At 38.7% G+C, this 18,442-nt stretch carries 18 protein-coding genes and 1 other annotated feature; of the genes, 11 read left to right on the top strand and 7 right to left on the bottom strand.

From position 1 onward, the window contains the following. Positions 1 to 58: 58 nt before the first annotated feature. Complete coding sequence (murC, locus tag LIS78_RS24415; RefSeq protein ID WP_013059499.1) at positions 59 to 1,360, top strand: UDP-N-acetylmuramate--L-alanine ligase; 1,302 nt, start codon at positions 59 to 61, stop codon at positions 1,358 to 1,360. A 40-nt stretch (positions 1,361 to 1,400) separates the two neighbouring features. Here murC and LIS78_RS24410 read toward each other — a convergent pair whose 3' ends face one another. Beyond that, complete coding sequence (locus LIS78_RS24410; protein ID WP_013085232.1) at positions 1,401 to 2,516, bottom strand: aminopeptidase; 1,116 nt, start codon at positions 2,514 to 2,516, stop codon at positions 1,401 to 1,403. 282 nt (positions 2,517 to 2,798) lie between these two features. On the opposite strand from LIS78_RS24410, the gene LIS78_RS24405 reads away from it, so the two are divergent. The 7 genes from LIS78_RS24405 (at position 2,799) to motS (ending at position 8,967) form a co-directional block, all read left to right on the top strand. Continuing rightward, on the top strand, positions 2,799 to 3,284 hold the full coding sequence (locus LIS78_RS24405; protein ID WP_028411817.1) for a DUF948 domain-containing protein: 486 nt from the start codon (positions 2,799 to 2,801) through the stop codon (positions 3,282 to 3,284). A 27-nt stretch (positions 3,285 to 3,311) separates the two neighbouring features. Next, a complete protein-coding gene (locus tag LIS78_RS24400) occupies positions 3,312 to 3,767 on the top strand; it encodes a YtxH domain-containing protein (protein ID WP_013059496.1) in 456 nt (151 codons plus the stop codon). A 398-nt stretch (positions 3,768 to 4,165) separates the two neighbouring features. Then, positions 4,166 to 4,489 carry a bacillithiol system redox-active protein YtxJ gene (ytxJ, locus tag LIS78_RS24395; protein WP_014458000.1) on the top strand — a complete coding sequence of 108 codons (324 nt, stop codon included), beginning with the start codon at positions 4,166 to 4,168 and terminating at the stop codon, positions 4,487 to 4,489. A 340-nt stretch (positions 4,490 to 4,829) separates the two neighbouring features. Continuing rightward, positions 4,830 to 5,906, top strand: coding sequence for a bifunctional 3-deoxy-7-phosphoheptulonate synthase/chorismate mutase (locus tag LIS78_RS24390; protein ID WP_252284452.1), 1,077 nt, complete (start codon positions 4,830 to 4,832; stop codon positions 5,904 to 5,906). Between the two features lie 559 nt (positions 5,907 to 6,465). Next, the gene (ccpA, locus tag LIS78_RS24385) at positions 6,466 to 7,464 is read left to right on the top strand and encodes a catabolite control protein A (RefSeq protein WP_209150716.1); all 999 of its coding nucleotides are present in this window, start codon (positions 6,466 to 6,468) and stop codon (positions 7,462 to 7,464) included. 53 nt (positions 7,465 to 7,517) lie between these two features. Further along, the gene (gene motP, locus LIS78_RS24380; RefSeq protein ID WP_252284451.1) at positions 7,518 to 8,321 is read left to right on the top strand and encodes a flagellar motor protein MotP; all 804 of its coding nucleotides are present in this window, start codon (positions 7,518 to 7,520) and stop codon (positions 8,319 to 8,321) included. Beyond that, positions 8,287 to 8,967 carry a flagellar motor protein MotS gene (motS, locus tag LIS78_RS24375; protein ID WP_374726323.1) on the top strand — a complete coding sequence of 227 codons (681 nt, stop codon included), beginning with the start codon at positions 8,287 to 8,289 and terminating at the stop codon, positions 8,965 to 8,967. Before motP ends, motS begins: the two co-directional genes overlap by 35 nt. 29 nt (positions 8,968 to 8,996) lie before the next feature. On the opposite strand, the gene LIS78_RS24370 is transcribed toward motS, so the two are convergent. From LIS78_RS24370 to LIS78_RS24360, 3 genes are read right to left on the bottom strand one after another with little or no spacing between them, the layout of a single operon-like run. After that, positions 8,997 to 10,160 (bottom strand): acetoin utilization protein AcuC, encoded by a 1,164-nt coding sequence (locus LIS78_RS24370; protein ID WP_016765740.1) that lies wholly within the window; start codon positions 10,158 to 10,160, stop codon positions 8,997 to 8,999. Then, positions 10,160 to 10,801: an acetoin utilization AcuB family protein gene (locus LIS78_RS24365; protein ID WP_116514982.1), complete on the bottom strand. Its 642-nt coding sequence runs from the start codon at positions 10,799 to 10,801 to the stop codon at positions 10,160 to 10,162. Before LIS78_RS24365 ends, LIS78_RS24370 begins: the two co-directional genes overlap by 1 nt. 30 nt (positions 10,802 to 10,831) lie before the next feature. Then, positions 10,832 to 11,464 carry a hypothetical protein gene (locus tag LIS78_RS24360; RefSeq protein ID WP_028411810.1) on the bottom strand — a complete coding sequence of 211 codons (633 nt, stop codon included), beginning with the start codon at positions 11,462 to 11,464 and terminating at the stop codon, positions 10,832 to 10,834. A gap of 284 nt (positions 11,465 to 11,748) precedes the next feature. Between LIS78_RS24360 and acsA the strand changes: the two genes are divergently transcribed. Both acsA and tyrS read left to right on the top strand, forming a co-directional pair. Further along, a complete protein-coding gene (gene acsA / locus LIS78_RS24355; protein WP_252284450.1) occupies positions 11,749 to 13,464 on the top strand; it encodes an acetate--CoA ligase in 1,716 nt (571 codons plus the stop codon). Positions 13,465 to 13,603: 139 nt separating this feature from the next. Further along, positions 13,604 to 13,814: a binding site (T-box leader), on the top strand. Positions 13,815 to 13,889: 75 nt separating this feature from the next. Then, complete coding sequence (gene tyrS, locus LIS78_RS24350; RefSeq protein WP_195781731.1) at positions 13,890 to 15,149, top strand: tyrosine--tRNA ligase; 1,260 nt, start codon at positions 13,890 to 13,892, stop codon at positions 15,147 to 15,149. Between the two features lie 74 nt (positions 15,150 to 15,223). On the opposite strand, the gene rpsD is transcribed toward tyrS, so the two are convergent. Next, a complete protein-coding gene (gene rpsD, locus LIS78_RS24345; protein WP_209150713.1) occupies positions 15,224 to 15,826 on the bottom strand; it encodes a 30S ribosomal protein S4 in 603 nt (200 codons plus the stop codon). A 417-nt stretch (positions 15,827 to 16,243) separates the two neighbouring features. After that, a complete protein-coding gene (locus LIS78_RS24340; RefSeq protein WP_013085220.1) occupies positions 16,244 to 16,723 on the bottom strand; it encodes a GAF domain-containing protein in 480 nt (159 codons plus the stop codon). A gap of 217 nt (positions 16,724 to 16,940) precedes the next feature. Here LIS78_RS24340 and refZ point away from each other — a divergent pair, with 217 nt between their 5' ends. Then, positions 16,941 to 17,588, top strand: coding sequence for a forespore capture DNA-binding protein RefZ (gene refZ / locus LIS78_RS24335; protein WP_209150712.1), 648 nt, complete (start codon positions 16,941 to 16,943; stop codon positions 17,586 to 17,588). On the opposite strand, the gene hisJ is transcribed toward refZ, so the two are convergent. Further along, the gene (gene hisJ / locus LIS78_RS24330) at positions 17,580 to 18,374 is read right to left on the bottom strand and encodes a histidinol-phosphatase HisJ (protein ID WP_195781733.1); all 795 of its coding nucleotides are present in this window, start codon (positions 18,372 to 18,374) and stop codon (positions 17,580 to 17,582) included. The genes refZ and hisJ overlap by 9 nt on opposite strands. Positions 18,375 to 18,442 lie beyond the last annotated feature (68 nt).

The following is an 18,442-nucleotide window of genomic DNA, read 5'->3' as shown; positions in this document are numbered from 1 at the left end:
ATTCTAGATAACCGTCATATACTGTCTTACAGATAGACGAATGTTGGAGGTTCTTTATATGACAGTTTACCATTTTGTAGGTATTAAAGGAACAGGAATGAGTGCGCTTGCGCAAATCCTAAACGATATGGGCTTTCAAGTTCAAGGATCGGATATTGAAAAAGAAATTTTTACGCAAAAAGCACTAGAACAGCAGGGAATTCCTGTTTTACCATTTGATAAAAATAATATTAAAGACGGCATGACTGTAATCGCAGGAAATGCTTTTCCTGATACGCATGAAGAAATTGCAGAAGCAGCTTCAAAAGAAGGAGTCAAGCTTGTACGCTATCACCGTTTCTTAGGTGACTTTATGAAACAGTATACGAGTGTAGCCGTAACAGGAGCACACGGGAAAACATCCACAACGGGTATGTTAGCGCATGTGATTCAAGGAGCTGAACCTACTTCATATTTAATTGGAGACGGTACGGGTAAAGGTGTAAAAGACAGCAAGTATTTTGCGTTTGAGGCATGTGAGTATCGCCGCCACTTCTTATCTTATACGCCAGACTATGCAATCATGACGAATATTGATTTTGATCACCCTGATTATTTTGCCAATATCGATGATGTATTCAGCGCGTTCCAAGAGATGGCGCTTCAAGTCAAAAAAGGAATTATTGCCTGTGGTGACGATGAACATCTGCAGCAAATTCAAGCGAAGGTACCTGTTCTTTATTACGGATTAGGCGAAGAAAATGATTTCCAAGCACGTAATATCGTAAAAAGTACAACAGGCACAACATTTGATGTGTTCGTTCGTAATACATTCCACGCATCATTTGAAATTCCAGGGTATGGCGACCATAACATCTTAAATGCACTTTCTGTTATTGCACTTTGTCATTATGAAGAAATTGATGTTGCTGTGCTGCAAGAGCGTTTTAAAACATATCAAGGTGTAAAGCGTCGTTTCAGTGAAAAGAACGTTGGCAAACAAGTGCTAATCGATGATTATGCACACCATCCAACGGAAATTAATGCAACGATTTCAGCTGCTCGTCAAAAGTATCCAAACCGTGAAGTTGTGGCTGTTTTCCAACCGCATACTTTTACGCGTACACAAACGTTCTTAGAGGACTTTGCAGCAAGCTTACAGCACGCTGATAAAGTATATTTATGTGACATTTTTGGATCAGCTCGTGAGCATCAAGGTAAATTATCAATTGAAGATTTACGAAGCAAAATCAGCGGAGCTGAATTAATTAATGAAGAAACAATTGAATCGTTAAAAGACCATAATGAAGCTGTGTTAGTATTTATGGGTGCTGGAGACATTCAAAAGTTTGAAAAACTATATCAGCAAACCGTATCATAAAAAAAGGCACTCTCCTGAGTGCCTTTTTTTATTTCAAAACTCATTTTAAATTTTCAGGATTTAACGCTTTTAATTCCTCAATGACAAATAGCCCGTCTTTACGAATCAACACGTCATCGAAATAAATCTCACCGCCGCCGTATTCTGGGCGCTGAATCATCACCATATCCCAGTGAATATTTGACTTGTTTCCATTATACGCATCTTCGTAGCACTCGCCAGGAGTGAAGTGGAAGCTTCCGTCAATTTTTTCATCAAATAAAATGTCTTGCATTGGATGTTGAATATATGGATTTACGCCAATCGCAAATTCGCCAACAAAACGTGCGCCTTCATCCGTATCAAAAATGCCGTTGATGCGTTCTGTATCATTAGCGGTTGCTTCAACAATCTTACCGTTTTTAAATGTTAAGGATACATTCTCAAACGTAAAGCCTTGATAGTTAGAAGGAGTGTTGTAAGAAATTGTTCCGTTTACAGAATCACGTACAGGAGCCGTGTATACTTCACCGTCCGGAATATTCATTTCTCCGGCACACTTCACTGCAGGAATATCTTTAATAGAGAACGTTAAGTCTGTATTCTCACCTGTTAAACGCACTTTGTCCGTACGGTTCATGAGCTCAACTAAAGCATCCATCGCTTTGCTCATTTTGCCATAGTCTAAGTTACATACATCAAAATAAAAATCTTCAAATGCTTCTGTACTCATTTTAGCAAGCTGCGCCATTGAATCGTTTGGATAGCGAAGAACAACCCATTTTGTTTTTGGAACGCGAATTTCTCTATGTACTTTTTTACCGATCGTATTCCCTTGGATTTTCATTTTATCTGCCGGAACATCTGATTGTTCAAAAATGTTTGAACCAGAACGCAAGCCAATATAAGCATTCATTTCTTTCATCACATTTGCTTCGAAGTCTGCCATCATATTGAACTGCTCTTCTTGTGCACCGTTTAAAAGAGCTCGGTCTACCGAATGATCTTTTAGCAGTACAAACGGATAGCCACCCGCCTTGTACGCTTCATCTACAAGTGCTGTCACAAGTTCGCGCTGAAGTCCAAAGTTTTCGATTAATACTTTTTCTCCTTTTTGAAGGCGAACAGAATAATTAATTAAATTTTTAGCTAATGTGGCAATTCTAGGGTCTTTCATAAATAGTGCCTCCTTAAAATAACAATGATTGGTGATTCACTTTCTATTGTACCCCACTGAGCTTATTTTGTTTGTTTTTATGCTTTAAAATCCTTTTTTTCTTTAGGAAGGGAAATAACTCATATATCGCGAAATAATGTAGCAACCTTCCCTTTTTATGAATAAAAGCAGAGAGAATATGGTAAAGTTAAAGAGTCTATAGGGAATAGAAGGTTTAATTGTTTATAAAATTGGGAAAGTAGTTATAACAAGAGAGATGAAAATAGGAGGTGCCTTGCACAGATGGTTATTATTCTTTATTTAAGCGCTGCTATTGTTGCCATTGCGATTTTTTACCTGGTGGTTTCCGTGTCCAAAACATTGAAATCCGTTCAGCACACATTAAATTCAGTGGCAGGTACTTTAGACGGTGTAGAAAAGCAAATGACAGGAATCACAGCCGAAACAACTGCACTTTTACATAAGACTAATCTGTTAGCTGAAGATATTCAGCGTAAATCCGAAGCGCTGAATACAGTGGTGGATTCTGTTAAAGGCGTAGGTGATTCAATCCAAGACCTAAATAAGTCTATTAAAAGCGTATCATCAAGCGTTTCAGAGAAAGTAGAAGAAAATAAAGAAACTGTTGCTCAAGTCGTTCAATGGAGCAATGTTGCATTAGACGTATGGGAACGTATAAAATTAAGAAAACAGAAAAAAATTGACGCAGAGCCTGTACCTGTTGAAGTAAAAGAAAAAGCGGTTCAACGCTCACGCTCATTTTCATAAGGATGAACTTTAAAGGAGGAGACGCATATGTCAAACAAACCAAATAAACCAAACAACACTTCAAATAAAGGCTTTTTAGTAGGAACAGTGATTGGAGGAGTTGTAGGAGCTGCAACGGCATTACTACTTGCTCCAAAATCAGGTAAAGAGTTCCGTTCTGATTTGAATGAGCAGGCAGCTTACGTTCGTTTAAAAACGGAGCAAGCGAAAAACAGCGCTGTTGAAAAAGGACAAGGGTTTGCTCAAACGGCTAAAGAAAAAACGGCTGGTTTATCACAAACATTGTCTGAGCAATCTTCACAAGTAGTGGACAAAGTGAAAAACTTCCGTAAAGTAGATCCTGAGCATGAAGCATTGCCGCCAACAAGCTTAGAAGTGCTTGCTGATGAAGTTGAGTCTCAAAGCAACGAAGACGTTCAGCAGAAGCTAACAGAAGCTCAAAAAGCACTAGATGAAGTGGAAAGCACAGTGCCACGACCATAATAAAGAATCAAAAGCGTTTACCCTATAGGGTGAACGCTTTTTTTGTATATAATTTAGGTTGGGTAACAGCAAGTAAATGCTAGTTTCATCATAGGGATTTAATTTAAGCAAAAAGGATTGTGTAAAAAAAGGAAAATGTTTTTATAATGATATAGTCAGTAAATGGAAAGGAGAGATTATGTCTAATATAAAAAAACTCTTAGTATGACGTTTACCTATAAAGAAGAAGAGGTTGGTTCACAATTTTTGCCTTTATCAAGTTCTTTTCTTTCTATGCAGAAAAAAACTCCACCTTATAAATGAATTCATTAGCATCATACATAAAGCTGAGCACTCTTTTTGTATGGAAACGGTCAAACCATGTAAACTTAAGAGTAAGTACAGAAAGGGTGAAAAAAATGAAGAAGATTTCAACAGTTGAAGAGTTCGAACAAGTTGTAAAGGAAAACAATCGCTTTTTATTTTTAAAGCACAGCACAACGTGTCCAATTAGTGCAGCTGGTCATGAGGCATTTTCAGCGTTTGCTTCTAGTCATGAAGACATTCCTTCTTATTATCTTCATGTGCAAGATTCACGTGATGTATCTAACTATATCGCTGAGACGTATGAAGTGAAGCATGAATCACCTCAAGCGCTTCTGTTTGAAGATGGAAAAGTGAAGTGGCATGCTTCTCACTGGAACATTAACGAAGAAGAATTAGCGAAAAACGTAGCTCATTAATTGAAAGAGGCTGGGACAAAAGAAGTTTAGGTGAAGGAAGATCCGAACGATTAATCGTTCGGTTTTTTCATTGGTAGGGTGAACGTAGGTTTACTGTATGTAGCTGATTCATACGAGCTTACTTATCCCATTTGTTACTCTTTAGATTGGAGCGGTTTAGCTATGTCTCAACCTCTTTTTTTTATAAGCTGATTGCGGTTTCGTCCGCTTTTTCGTACAATAGATGTAGTTTAGCACATAAAAGCAGAGAAGCCCCTTACATATATCCTCCATCATCTATCATCTTATGTAGTGACCCTGCTAAACGGATTTTTTAAAATCAGTGAAAGGGTGGACGTACATGACGAATTCAGATCTTCAGCATTTGCGATCTCAAATTGACGAAGTAAATATGAAACTGTTAAAGCTTATTAATGAGCGAGGCGAGCTTGTTCAAGAAATAGGAAAGTTAAAAGGAATGCAGTCAACCAAACGGTTTGATCCCGTTCGTGAACGAGCAATGCTTGATGCGATTTTAAGCAAGAATGAAGGACCGTTCCAAACGTCTACGCTTCAACATATTTTCAAAGAGATTTTCAAAGCTCATTTAGAGCTTCAAGAAGATGATCATCGTAAAGCACTTCTTGTATCTCGTAAAAAGAAGCCGGAAAATACAATTGTTATGGTAAAAGGAGAAACAATTGGTGACGGACTTCAGCGTTTTGTAGCAGGACCTTGTTCCGTTGAAAGCTATGAGCAAGTAGCAGCCGTAGCAAAAGCCGTGAAGCAGCAGGGCGTGCGGATGCTTAGGGGCGGAGCCTACAAGCCAAGAACATCTCCTTATGATTTTCAAGGCCTTGGCTTAGAAGGACTGCAAATTTTAAAAAGAGTAGCTGACGAATATAATCTAGCCGTTATTAGTGAAATTGTCGACCCCGCTGATATTGAAACAGCTGTAGAATACGTAGATGTGATTCAAATTGGTGCTCGTAATATGCAAAATTTTGAGCTGTTAAAAGAAGCGGGTGCGGTGAAGAAGCCTGTCTTATTAAAGCGAGGCTTAGCTGCTACGATTGATGAGTTTATTAATGCTGCTGAATACATTGTTTCAAAAGGAAATGATCAGCTGATTTTGTGTGAACGAGGAATTCGTACGTATGAGCGAGCAACGCGAAATACGCTGGATATTTCAGCTGTTCCCATTTTAAAACAAGAAACTCATTTACCTGTTTTAGTCGACGTTACGCATTCAACGGGAAGACGAGATTTACTTGTTCCAACGGCTAAAGCGGCTCTTGCCATTGGTGCAGATGGAATTATGGCAGAAGTTCATCCAGATCCTGCGGTAGCACTTTCTGACTCAGCTCAGCAAATGGATATCCCGCAATTTACAGAATTTATGAAACAGCTAAAACCTATATGTAACTTAAATTTATAAAAAAACGTAAAAATGAAAAATTCGTATACTTTTATGACAAGTTTGAGGCACTTAATGGTTTCAAGCTTGTTTGCCTTTCGTTATAATAAAGATAAGCGAAATTATCACGTATTTTGAAAACAGTCGATAACTTTTGTCAAAATAGGAAAGAATAAGTGCAAATCCAAAAAACAAGAATTTATGAAATTCTCGTGAAACTTGTCGGAAAAAGGCGGTAAATACGTTGCGATGAAGCACATAGTATCGTATAGTAGTTACAGATATTCGCTATCATTCTGTGATTGCATATGATATAAATTCGCGATTCACTTTTTTTATTTACTTAATATACACCGTCTTTTACATTGTTACATATAAACTGGTAAAATTGTCTTTGCACACGTAATAATAAGGGCATAACAGGAATGATTTAGATGCATACAGGGTATCTAAGCTGTATGTAAGAGTGAAGGAGCTAGAAATAGCCATTCTATAAAGGAAGATGGATTTATATACGTAAATACAAGAAATGAAATAAGGATAAAATAAACGAAATGTTTTTCGATAAGGAGTGTTTGTTGTGAACGTAACAATTTATGATGTAGCAAGGGAAGCAAGCGTGTCGATGGCAACGGTTTCTCGTGTGGTAAACGGAAATCCAAATGTAAAACCATCAACTAGAAAAAAAGTATTAGAAACAATTGAGAGACTAGGCTATCGTCCGAACGCAGTAGCGCGTGGATTAGCAAGTAAAAAAACAACGACAGTAGGAGTTATCATTCCTGATATTTCAAATATTTTCTATGCAGAACTAGCGCGTGGAATCGAAGATATTGCAACGATGTACAAGTATAATATCATCTTAAGTAACTCCGATCAAAATCAAGATAAAGAACTTCACCTTTTAAATAACATGCTTGGTAAACAAGTAGACGGAATCATCTTCATGAGTGGGAATGTAACGGAAGAACACGTAGAAGAGCTAAAAAAATCACCGGTTCCAGTTGTACTTGCAGCATCAATCGAATCAACTAACCAAATCCCATCTGTAACTATTGATTATGAACAAGCAGCTTTTGATGCAGTGCAATCACTAATTGACAGCGGTCATAAAAATATTGCATTCGTTTCAGGTACGTTAGAAGAACCAATCAATCATGCGAAAAAAGTAAAAGGGTACAAGCGTGCTCTTACTGAAAGCGGATTGCCTGTACGTGATTCTTACATTGTAGAAGGAGACTACACGTACGATTCAGGTATTGAAGCGCTTGAAAAACTATTAGAAGAAGATGAAAAGCCAACTGCTATTTTCGTTGGAACGGATGAAATGGCATTAGGCGTTATTCACGGGGCACAAGATCGCGGGTTGAATGTACCAAACGATCTAGAAGTTATCGGTTTTGATAACACAAGACTTTCAACAATGGTTCGTCCTCAGTTAACATCTGTTGTACAGCCAATGTATGATATTGGTGCAGTAGCGATGCGTCTCTTAACGAAATATATGAACAAAGAAACGGTAGACAGCAGCATTGTACAGCTTCCTCACCGCATCGAGTTCAGACAATCAACAAAATAATACCCGTGAATGAATAAGAACGAATCCAAAGTTCAGACACGGGGAGATAGAATATGAAAAAAATTGATATGCTCACACCTATAGGGATACTAATTGGTATCTCTATGGTTGTGTTTGGGGTTATTTCAAGTGGAGGAATGAGCGGTTTTTTAGCTTTTATTGATGTGCCATCGATTTTAATTGTACTGGGAGGCGTTTTTGGTACGCTGTGCGTGAGCTTTCCTTTAAAACAATTAAAAAATATGGGAAGAGTAGGGAAACAAGCGTTTCAATCTAAAGAAATAAACGTAGAAGAAATTGTAGGAACATTTGTACATTTATCGGAAAAAGCGCGTCGAGAAGGACTTCTATCGTTAGAAGCAGAGCTTGAACAAATCGATGATTCATTTGTGAAAAAAGGTATTCTGCTAGCTATTGATGGAGTAGAACCGGAAATGATTCGAGAGCTGCTTGAAGCTGAAATAGCTGCAGTGGAAGAAAGACATGCGAGAGGTCGAAGTATGTTTGAAAAAGCAGGCGATTATGCCCCCGCTTGGGGAATGATTGGGACGCTCGTTGGGCTAGTGCTAATGCTTAAAAGCCTTAATACCCCTTCATCGCTTGGGCCTAACATGGCAATTGCTCTTTTAACGACTTTCTACGGGGTGCTGCTTTCAAACTTGTTTTTTCAGCCAATCGCAGCTAAATTAGCTGGTAAAACCGAGCATGAGCTTTTTGTTAAAGAAGTGATTATTGAAGGTGTCATCGGCTTGCAGGCGGGTCAAAATTCTCGCTTTGTGCAAGCAAAGCTAAAAGTGTTTGCCCCTGTTGAAAAACGAAAGCTTGAAGAAAAGAGAGAGCACGTTCGTGAAGCGTAGAAGAAAAAGGTATTCGGCACAGTCGCCAAAATGGATGGTAACATTTGCTGATTTGGTGACGTTAATATTAGTTTTTTTTATTTTACTATTTTCAATGTCTAGCGTTGATAATCAAAAGTTTCAGACCGTTGTCAATTCGCTTACAAGCGGTGGCTCATTAGCTTCTGTAGAAAAGAGCCAGCAGTCTCAAAAGCTGGATAACATTTTAGCGAAAGTGCAGGACTACCTGAAGGAAAATAAGCTTCAGCACGTCATTACTGCTAAGCGAGATGAACGCGGAGTTGTGCTTATTTTACAAGAACAGGTGCTGTTTGAAACAGGACAAGCAGACATTTTGAAAAAAGGTACCCCTTTTCTAGATGAATTAGGAAGGTTATTCAGTACTATTCCAAATGATATTAAAGTAGAAGGTCATACCGACAATCGACCCATTCACACCTATCGTTATCCATCTAATTGGGAACTATCGGCAGCGCGTGCTAGCGGCGTCATACGTTATTTAACGAACCATTTTTCTCTTTCTGCTAATCGCTTTGAAGCACTTGGATACGGAGATACAAAGCCGCTTGTTCCGAACACGTCTAATGACAATCTGCAAAAAAATAGACGCGTCGAAATTATTATTTCAGATCCCGAAGCACAGTGAAAAAGGCCATACGCTTGTATAGCCTTTTTTTAAGAATGAGATGTATGAGAACGAATAGGATAAAGAGCGCGCTCAAGAGTTTGAGCGTTTTTTTCTGTTATTTCTGGTTTTCTTGGAATTGGCTGATAGATATTAGGTTCATCATCCCACTGCGTGCAAACGGGGTGAGGCGATACTTTTGTCCATTTTTCAAGCCATGACAGAGGAAGCATGCCTTCTGCCTTTCGTTCAATCATTTCAAGCCAAATGAATGACCAAGCCCGAGGAACAACCCGCCAAATATCATAGCCTCCTCCGCCAACCGCAATCCATCTTCCCTGACAGTATTCATGGGCAATTTCATGAGCAATTTTAGGAATCTCACGGTATATTTTCGTGGTGCCGCATAAATGAGTGAGCGGATCGTAATAATGAGAATCGGCTCCATTTTGTGTCAAGATAACATCTGGTTTAAAAAAAGCAGCTACTTCTTTTAAAGAGGTCTTATAAACGTCGAGCCAAGACTCATCTTCGGTATAAGCATCAACAGGCACATTAAATGAATAACCATAGCCTTCACTGTGCCCGCGTTCGTTAACGTTTCCCGTGCCTGGAAACAAGTAGCGTCCCGTTTCATGAATGGAAAGAGTACAAACGGAAGGGTCGTCATAAAATGTCCATTGCACGCCGTCACCGTGGTGAGCATCTGTATCGACGTAGAGAACGCGCGCGTTGTACTTTTGCTGCATATATTTAATGGCTACCGCGCTATCGTTATAAATACAGAAGCCGGAAGCTTTTCCTCGAAAGCCGTGGTGCAATCCTCCTCCTAAATTTAGAGCATGCTTAGCTTTTCCAGTCATCACATAATCTACAGCAGTAAGTGTACCCCCAACTAAAAATGCACTGGCTTCATGCATGTTGGGAAACATAGGTGTATCTTCTGTTCCAAGACCAAAATCTGCTGCTTTTTCAACAGAAAGCTCGCCGCTTCCTGCTAATTTTACCGCTTGAATATAGCTAGTATCATGGACAAGCTGAAGTTCTTCATCAGATGCCATCCGCGGTAATACAATATCTTGATTGCCTAAAGCGCCAAATTCCCGTAACAGTTCATATGTTAGTTGAACACGAAGCTGGTTAAACGGATGATTATTGCTGAATTTGTACGAAAGAATATCATCTGAATAAATAAATACAGCATTACTAGTCATTACGTCATCTCCGGTAATTTAGGCCACAACACCTCATAGCCGTTTTCTTTTAATGTATTTATACTAATCAATGGATTAATAGCTTGAATGCGAAGCACAAGGATTTTATATCGTTCATCTACATCAGGGTAGACAAGTACGCTTAAGATGTTTGTTCTCTTTGAACCAAAGAGGGATGTAACTTCAGCGAGCACGCCAGCCTTATTTTCTACTTTTATTTCAATTTGTGAACCTGGTTTATTGGTGCCGGTAAGCTGAATAAACGTATGTAATAGATCTCTTTCGGTAACAACGCCTACTAACCGCTTGTTTTTTGTGACGGGAATACAACCGATTTGATGTTCATAAAAAATACTTGCAATTTCTTCAACAAAATCAAGAGGGTGAGCTGTAATGACTTCTGTTTGCATAATCATCCGCACGGGTTCGGATAGAAGAGCAGATGTATAAGTATTATCTAAAATAGATGGACTTGCATCTCTTACGTCTCGATCAGAAATGATGCCAACTACGTGATGAAGGTCATTAACGATAGGAATATGTCTAATCTTATGTGTATCTAAAAGTTTCATAGCTTCAGCAATCGTATGGTCGGGGGTTAAGGTAACGAGATCGGTTTTCATCATCTCTTCAACAATCATCAGACACGGCTCCTTTTCTTAAAGGTCAGCTTAATACATGAAACGATTTCGAAAGCGCAGGCTATCAAATTCTTGTATGCTTTCTTGAGGTACTCTGCTCCCGATTCTTACCATCAAACAATTAGCAGGGTGAGAGCTAATCTCCGGATCATCTGTGGCAAACCACGTCAGTCCGCCTTTATTCATCATTTTCTCCATAATTTTGCGGTAATCCCACACATTTAGCCCTGTTCCTTTTAAATCCCAATGCCAGTAGTATTCTGTCGTAATGACAATATAATCTTCCATTGCATCATCCATCATAGATACGATAAGCAAGTTTTTACCAACAGCGTAGCTGCGAAATGGAGCGGCTACCTCTATAGCTCCTAATTCGATTAAATTCTCCATATTTCCTTCCGACCATCGTTCTAGAGGATCGGGATATAAAAAGGTTACGTAACCAATGATTGTATGATGATGGCGAGCAATAATGATTCTACCTTCAGGCAAGTTGGCAATCTCGATCAATGCTTCTTTTTGCTGTTCAGGTGGACGAAAGGCCGTTAGTTGCTCATGAAAATCAAGTTGTTGCAAGGTCTGTGAGGAGACAGGTCCTTCAATAACAATTGCTCCAACAGCTGTTTTTAGTTCTTTCATATTGTATGTTTGGGAATGTTTCACATGAATCACCACCTTCAAGCAGTCTTATCTGTATTATAATACAAAAAAAACTCTATATTAAAGCGTTTTCAAAAAATTAAATAAAAGAAAAGGAGTTTTGTAAAAAACATAGAATAGAAAATTAAAAGAGATCGTTGTTAATTCGACACTTATATAACACAGGTTGTCATATAACAAGGGAGACTATTATCCCAATTCCGACAAATAATTTTTATAAAATTGTGAAAAGTCTATTTTTGTTATATAATAGGTTTGTAAATTTTATACATAAGGGGGAGTTTGTGATGAAGGTGGAAGCGCTTCCTGTAATTGAAGGGGTATACAACTTACAGGACTATGATAAAACGTATCAAACCTTTGACTGGTCACAAGTGGAGAAGGAATTTTCATGGCATGAAACAGGTAAATTAAATGCAGCTTATGAAGCAATTGATAAGCACGCAAACTCTACGCGTAAAAATAAAGTTGCGCTTTATTATCGAGATGCGCAGCGCAATGAAAAATATACATTCAAAGAAATGAAAGAATGGTCAAACAAAGCCGCAAACGTGCTAAAACAAGCAGACGTAGAGAAGGGAGATCGCGTGTTTATCTTTATGCCTCGCTCTCCGGAACTTTATTTTGCATTGTTAGGCGCGGTGAAGCTTGGCGCTATTGTTGGGCCTTTGTTTGAAGCGTTCATGGAAGGTGCAGTAAAAGATCGTTTGCAAGACAGTGATGCAAAAGTGTTAATTACAACGCCTGAATTGCTGAGCCGCGTTCCGGTGAAAGATTTGCCAGCTTTAAAACACATTCTCCTTGTAGGGGAAAATGTAGAAGAAGAAGGCATTCAACTAGATTTTTTGAAGCGATTAGAAGCGGCGAATAAAGAGGTTGAAATTGAATGGGTAGATAGAACAGATGGTATGCTGCTTCATTATACATCAGGTTCAACTGGCAAACCAAAAGGCGTACTTCATGTTCACAACGCAATGCTTCAGCACTATCAAACTGCAAAGTGGGTGCTCGACTTAAAAGATGACGATGTGTATTGGTGTACAGCAGATCCCGGTTGGGTAACGGGGACTTCCTATGGAATTTTTGGTCCTTGGCTTGCTGGAGCAACCAATGTGATTGTAGGAGGACGATTTAGTCCAGATGCATGGTATCAAGCGCTTGAAGATTTTGGTGTAACCGTTTGGTACAGTGCACCTACAGCATTTCGTATGCTAATGGGTGCTGGTGATGACTTAGTTAAACGCTATGATTTAAGGAACCTCAGACATGTATTAAGTGTGGGAGAACCGTTAAATCCTGAAGTAGTACGCTGGGGGATGAAGGTTTTCCAAAAACGTATTCATGACACGTGGTGGATGACTGAAACTGGCGGTCAGACGATTTGTAATTATCCGTCTATGAAAATTAAACCAGGATCTATGGGAAAACCTATTCCGGGTGTACAAGCAGCAATCGTTGACGATCAAGGACAAGAGCTTCCACCTTATCGAATGGGGAACTTAGCAATTAAAAAAGGCTGGCCATCTATGATGCATACGATTTGGAACAACAAAGAAAAGTATGAGTCATATTTTATGCCAGGTGATTGGTACGTATCAGGTGATTCGGCGTATATGGATGAAGACGGTTATTTTTGGTTCCAAGGCCGAATCGATGATGTTATTATGACGGCAGGAGAACGCGTGGGTCCATTTGAAGTAGAAAGTAAGCTTGTTGAACATCCTGCTGTAGCAGAAGCCGGTGTCATTGGTAAGCCTGATCCTGTGCGCGGGGAAATTATTAAAGCATTTATCGCACTTAGAGATGGGTATGAATCTTCAGATGAACTGATTGAAGATATTCGTCAATTTGTGAAAAAAGGGTTAGCTGCTCATGCAGCCCCGCGTGAAATCGAGTTTAAAGATAAGCTACCTAAAACACGAAGTGGTAAAATTATGCGTCGCGTTTTAAAAGCGTGGGAATTAGATTTGCCAACGGGCGATTTGTCAACGATGGAAGACTAAGGAGTAAACGTTTCAATCTTTGTAGGGAAAATAAGTGATTTTTATAAAGTTCAAACAGCCAGCTGTTTGAACTTTTTTTTGGACTTGAATTTTAAAATGAAATCATTCATAATTGTGGGGTGTAAACTTTTAAATAAAATAAACTGCAGTGATAGGAAGAAGTAATACTTGTCTCCCTGTTTAAGAGAGCTGATGGTTGCTGAAAATCAGTACATAGACAAATATGAAATACGTCCTTGAGCATCTTTTGTGAACTTACAGTAGCAAAAGACGGGTAGACCGTTACATCATTTAAGTGGGAAATAATTTATTTCCAAATAGGGTGGTACCGCGATATTTTCGTCCCTTCTTTTTTAAGAAGGGGCGTTTTTTATGTTGTTCAACAAATTGTAACGAGCAATTAGATAAAGGAGAGAATATATAACATGGATATTTTACAAGATCTTGAGTTTCGAGGGCTCATTAACCAACAAACGGATGAAAAAGGTTTAAGTGAACTTTTGAGTAAAGAGTCTGTTCGTTTGTACTGCGGATTTGATCCGACAGCCGACAGCCTTCACATCGGCCACATGCTTCCTGTTTTAATTTTACGTCGCTTTCAACAAGCTGGACACCAACCGATTGCATTAGTTGGTGGAGGTACGGGTCTTATTGGAGATCCAAGCGGTAAAAAAGCAGAGCGTACGTTAAATGAAAAAGAAACGGTTGCCATGTTTAGTGAGCGTATTAAAGGTCAGCTTTCACGCTTCTTAGATTTCGAAGAAGGTGAAAATGCAGCAGTTATTGCGAATAACTATGACTGGATTGGCTCATTAGATGTTATTACATTCCTACGAGATATCGGTAAAAACTTTGGTATTAACTATATGATGGCAAAGGATTCTGTTCAATCTCGTATCGAATCAGGCATTTCATTTACGGAATTTAGCTACATGATTTTACAGTCATACGATTTCTTGAATTTATACCAAACATATAACTGTAAGCTTCAAATTGGCGGCAGCGACCAATGGGGAAATATTACGGCTGGCTTAGAATTAATTCGTAAATCAGAAGAAGATGCAAAAGCATTTGGATTAACAGTTCCGCTTGTAACAAAAGCGGACGGGACGAAGTTCGGTAAAACAGAAGGCGGAGCAATTTGGTTAGACGCTGAAAAAACAAGTCCGTATGAATTCTACCAATTCTGGATTAATACAGATGATCGTGATGTTATAAAATATTTAAAATACTTTACCTTCTTATCACATGAAGAAATTAATGAATTAGCAGCTTCTGCAAAAGAAGCTCCTGAAAAACGCGAAGCACAAAAAGCACTAGCGGCAGCGATGACTACGCTTGTACACGGTGAAGAAGCTCTTGAGCAAGCAATTCGTATTTCGCAAGCTTTATTTAGCGGAAGTATTTCAGAGTTAACAGCAGAAGAAATTAAGCAAGGATTCAAGGATGTTCCTTCTTACACGCATACAGGTGAAGATATTGGTTTAATTGATTTACTTGTAGAAAGTAAAATTTCTCCTTCTAAACGTCAAGCACGCGAAGATATTTCAAACGGTGCGATTTACTTAAACGGTGAGCGTGAACAAGATTTACAAAAAACAGTAGGTGCAGAAGACCGTATTGAAGGTCAATTCACAGTGATTCGTCGAGGCAAGAAAAAATATACGCTTATTCAATACGCATAAAAAAAGGCCGAAAGGCCTTTTTTTATATATATAGACAGTAAAAAAGCCGCTCCATAAGGAACGGCTTTTTACTATTAACGAGAGTAGAACTCTACGATTAGTGCTTCGTTGATTTCAGCAGATAATTCAGAACGCTCTGGTAAGCGAGTGAATGTACCTTCTAATTTATCAGCGTCTACTGTTAAGTAGTCTGGTACGAAGTTGTTAACTTCAAGCGCTTCTTTCACGATTGAAAGGTTGCGAGATTTTTCGCGAACACCGATCACTTGACCAGGTTGTACACGGTAAGATGGGATGTCAACGCGTTTACCGTCAACTAAAATGTGACCGTGGTTAACTAATTGACGAGCTTGACGACGAGTGCGTGCAAGACCCATACGGTATACTAAGTTATCAAGACGAGCTTCTAAAAGAATCATGAAGTTCTCACCGTGCTTACCAGTTAATTTACCAGCAGCAACGAATAAGTTACGGAATTGACGCTCAGTTACACCATACATGTGGCGTAATTTTTGCTTTTCTTGTAATTGTAAACCGTACTCAGAAATTTTCTTACGTTGACCTGGGCCGTGTGGACCTGGAGCGTAAGGGCGTTTTTCTAATTCTTTACCTGTACCACTTAGAGAAAGACCTAAGCGACGAGAGATTTTCCAACTTGGACCTGTATAACGAGCCATGATGACTCCTCCTTGTTTGTGTTTTTATTTTATGCAAAACAAAAACAGACACATTCTAGCGATATGCTCATTTTGTTTTCATGTACCATCGCTCTAGCAGCAGAGAGTTACACGATACACCATCTTGTTAAAAGAATTGCTACTTCTGTAAAACAATCTTTTAATGAGGAACAAAATGAAAAAACATAAAGAAGATTGTATAAGCTGCAATATTTCACACAACGAGTATTATAGGTGTTTCCTCGTATAAAGTCAAGGAAGATTGAAGATTAAAAGAATGTAAAAGAAAGGATATATTCATTTGAAGTATGAAAGGAGAAGAAAGAACGTAAGAAAACGGTGGTGATAGACTAATCAAACGTTTGTTTAATAAGCAAAAACCGCTGATTTGCAGCGGTTTTTTTTGCTTATTCATATTTAAAGAAAAGAAGTGAGTTCTTTGACGAATTCTTCAAGATACTGTTGATCGATTTCATCAAAGCGATTTTTGATTGGACTGTCAATATCAAGAACACCTAAAAGTTTGCCGTCTTTTACCATTGGTACAACGATTTCAGATTGAGAAGCAGCATCACATGCAATGTGGCCAGGGAATGCATGAACATCTTCGATCCGCTCTGTTCTTTGATTTTGAGCTGCTGTACCGCATACGCCTTTTCCAAGTGGAATGCGAACACAAGCCGGCAGCCCCTGGAAAGGGCCGAGTACTAACTCGCCGTCTTCCATTAAATAAAAACCTACCCAGTTTACTTCATTTAAAAATTGATTTAGTAAAGCTGAAGCATTTGCTAGATTAGCAATTGTATTGCTTTCTCCTTCTAATAAGGCGCGTAATTGCTTAATTACTAATTCATAATCCTTTTGTTTTGAGCCGCTGTAGTTTTCGACATTAAACAATGTATTCTCCTCCATTCAACATAAGATTTAATGAATTTTTATCAGGAAACGTCAGTTTTAACGCTACTTTGTCGATAAAAGATTACAGGAACTAAAAAGCCTATCACGAATTATGTAGAGAGGCTACTAAAATCCTTTTTAAATACTGTAACGATTTCTACACAATTTTGCAATCATATGTGTTTTGTAAAAATAAATCGAAATGAGGTGTAGATAGATGGCTGTACAGTCAAAAACGAAAGAGAAAATTATTGATGCGGCTGTTTCTCTTTTTAACGTAAAAGGTTTTGATGGTACGTCGGTGCGCGAGATTGCAGGAAAAGCGAAAGTGAACGTAGCGAATATTTCATATTATTTTCATAGCAAAGAAGGGTTGCTTGAAAGTTTAGTGATTTCTTATTTTGAAGGTTATATTGGGGTGCTGGAGCAAGTGTTCCAAGAAATGGAAAATTTGTCCTCAACAGAAAGTATGATCGTGATGATTCGAGCTATCTTACATTACCAGCACGAAAATAGGCATATTGCCCGGCTCGTATATAGAGAAATCTCTCTTGACACGATTTTAATTCGAGAAGTTATGACTACGTATTTAACCAAGGAAAAATACTACTTAAAAACAATCCTTGAAAGAGGGATGAAAGAAAAGGAGTTTCGAAAGCTGCACGTTTCTTTTACAATCATTGAGCTTAAGGGCATGCTGTCTATGCCTTATCTTCATCCTCAGTATCTAAGTGAAGTTCTTCATATATTGCCTCACGAACCGTATTTTGTTCAGCAATATGCGATTGAGCTTGAGCAATGGGTGCACACAATGGTATGTTTGCCATATGAACGGACAAACAAACTGCGCGTTCAATTATCCTAAATGGAGCTCTCCATAGCCTTGGCCTAAATCCTTCGCACAGTGGGCGTCTGACCCATATACGAGAGGGATTTTTTTCTGTTGGGCTGCTTTTACAACAAAGGGAGCTGGATACGCTTCCTTGCACAAAGGCTTAAACAACCCTGCACCATTATAATCCAAAGACAGATCTTTCATTTTTATTTCATCGAGTATTGATAAAATAATAGGGGAAAGTGTGTCTTCATATGGAAAGCGAGTTTGAAATTTATGTACGAGTGTCATATGACCAATGCGCTTAGGCTTATAAACGCCTAAATTGGCCTGTACAGAGCGTAATACCGTGTTGTAATACTTATCATATACTTTGCTTACGCTGCCAAACTTCTGTACAATATGTGCAAATACGTCAGCGCTAAAATCTAGGCAGTCATATCCTTCTTCATGTTTCAAGAAGTGGACAGAAAGGATGCTGTCATCGAGATAAGGACCATATTCGTTTAAGAAATCTGTTGTTTCGTGTTCAAATCCTTCAATAAAGTCAACTTCCAATCCGATATTAATACGAATATCGCGCTCAAATTCTTTTTTAACTTGCTGTACGTTTTGAATGTAGCGATCAAGTTTGTCAGGATCCATTCCGCTGTCTCGATCAGGCGTCGGATCACTGAAGCTTTTTGGTAATGGAGCATGCTCTGTAAACGAAATCTCGCTAAAGTTCAGGGAAATCGCCTGTTCAACATATTGTTGCAATGAATCAGGTGAACCGTGTGGGCAAAATGGAGTATGAATATGTTTGTCAACTTTCATAAAAAATGCCTCCTTTTTTCTTCTTTTTCCATTGTAACGACACAAAGTGACTCCATGCCAATATTTTG

The organism is Priestia megaterium (genome assembly GCF_023824195.1).
Taxonomy (GTDB): Bacteria; Bacillota; Bacilli; order Bacillales; family Bacillaceae_H; genus Priestia; species Priestia megaterium_D.
Note: the sequence above shows the minus strand (reverse complement) of the source record. Positions and strands in the feature narration are given on the sequence as shown.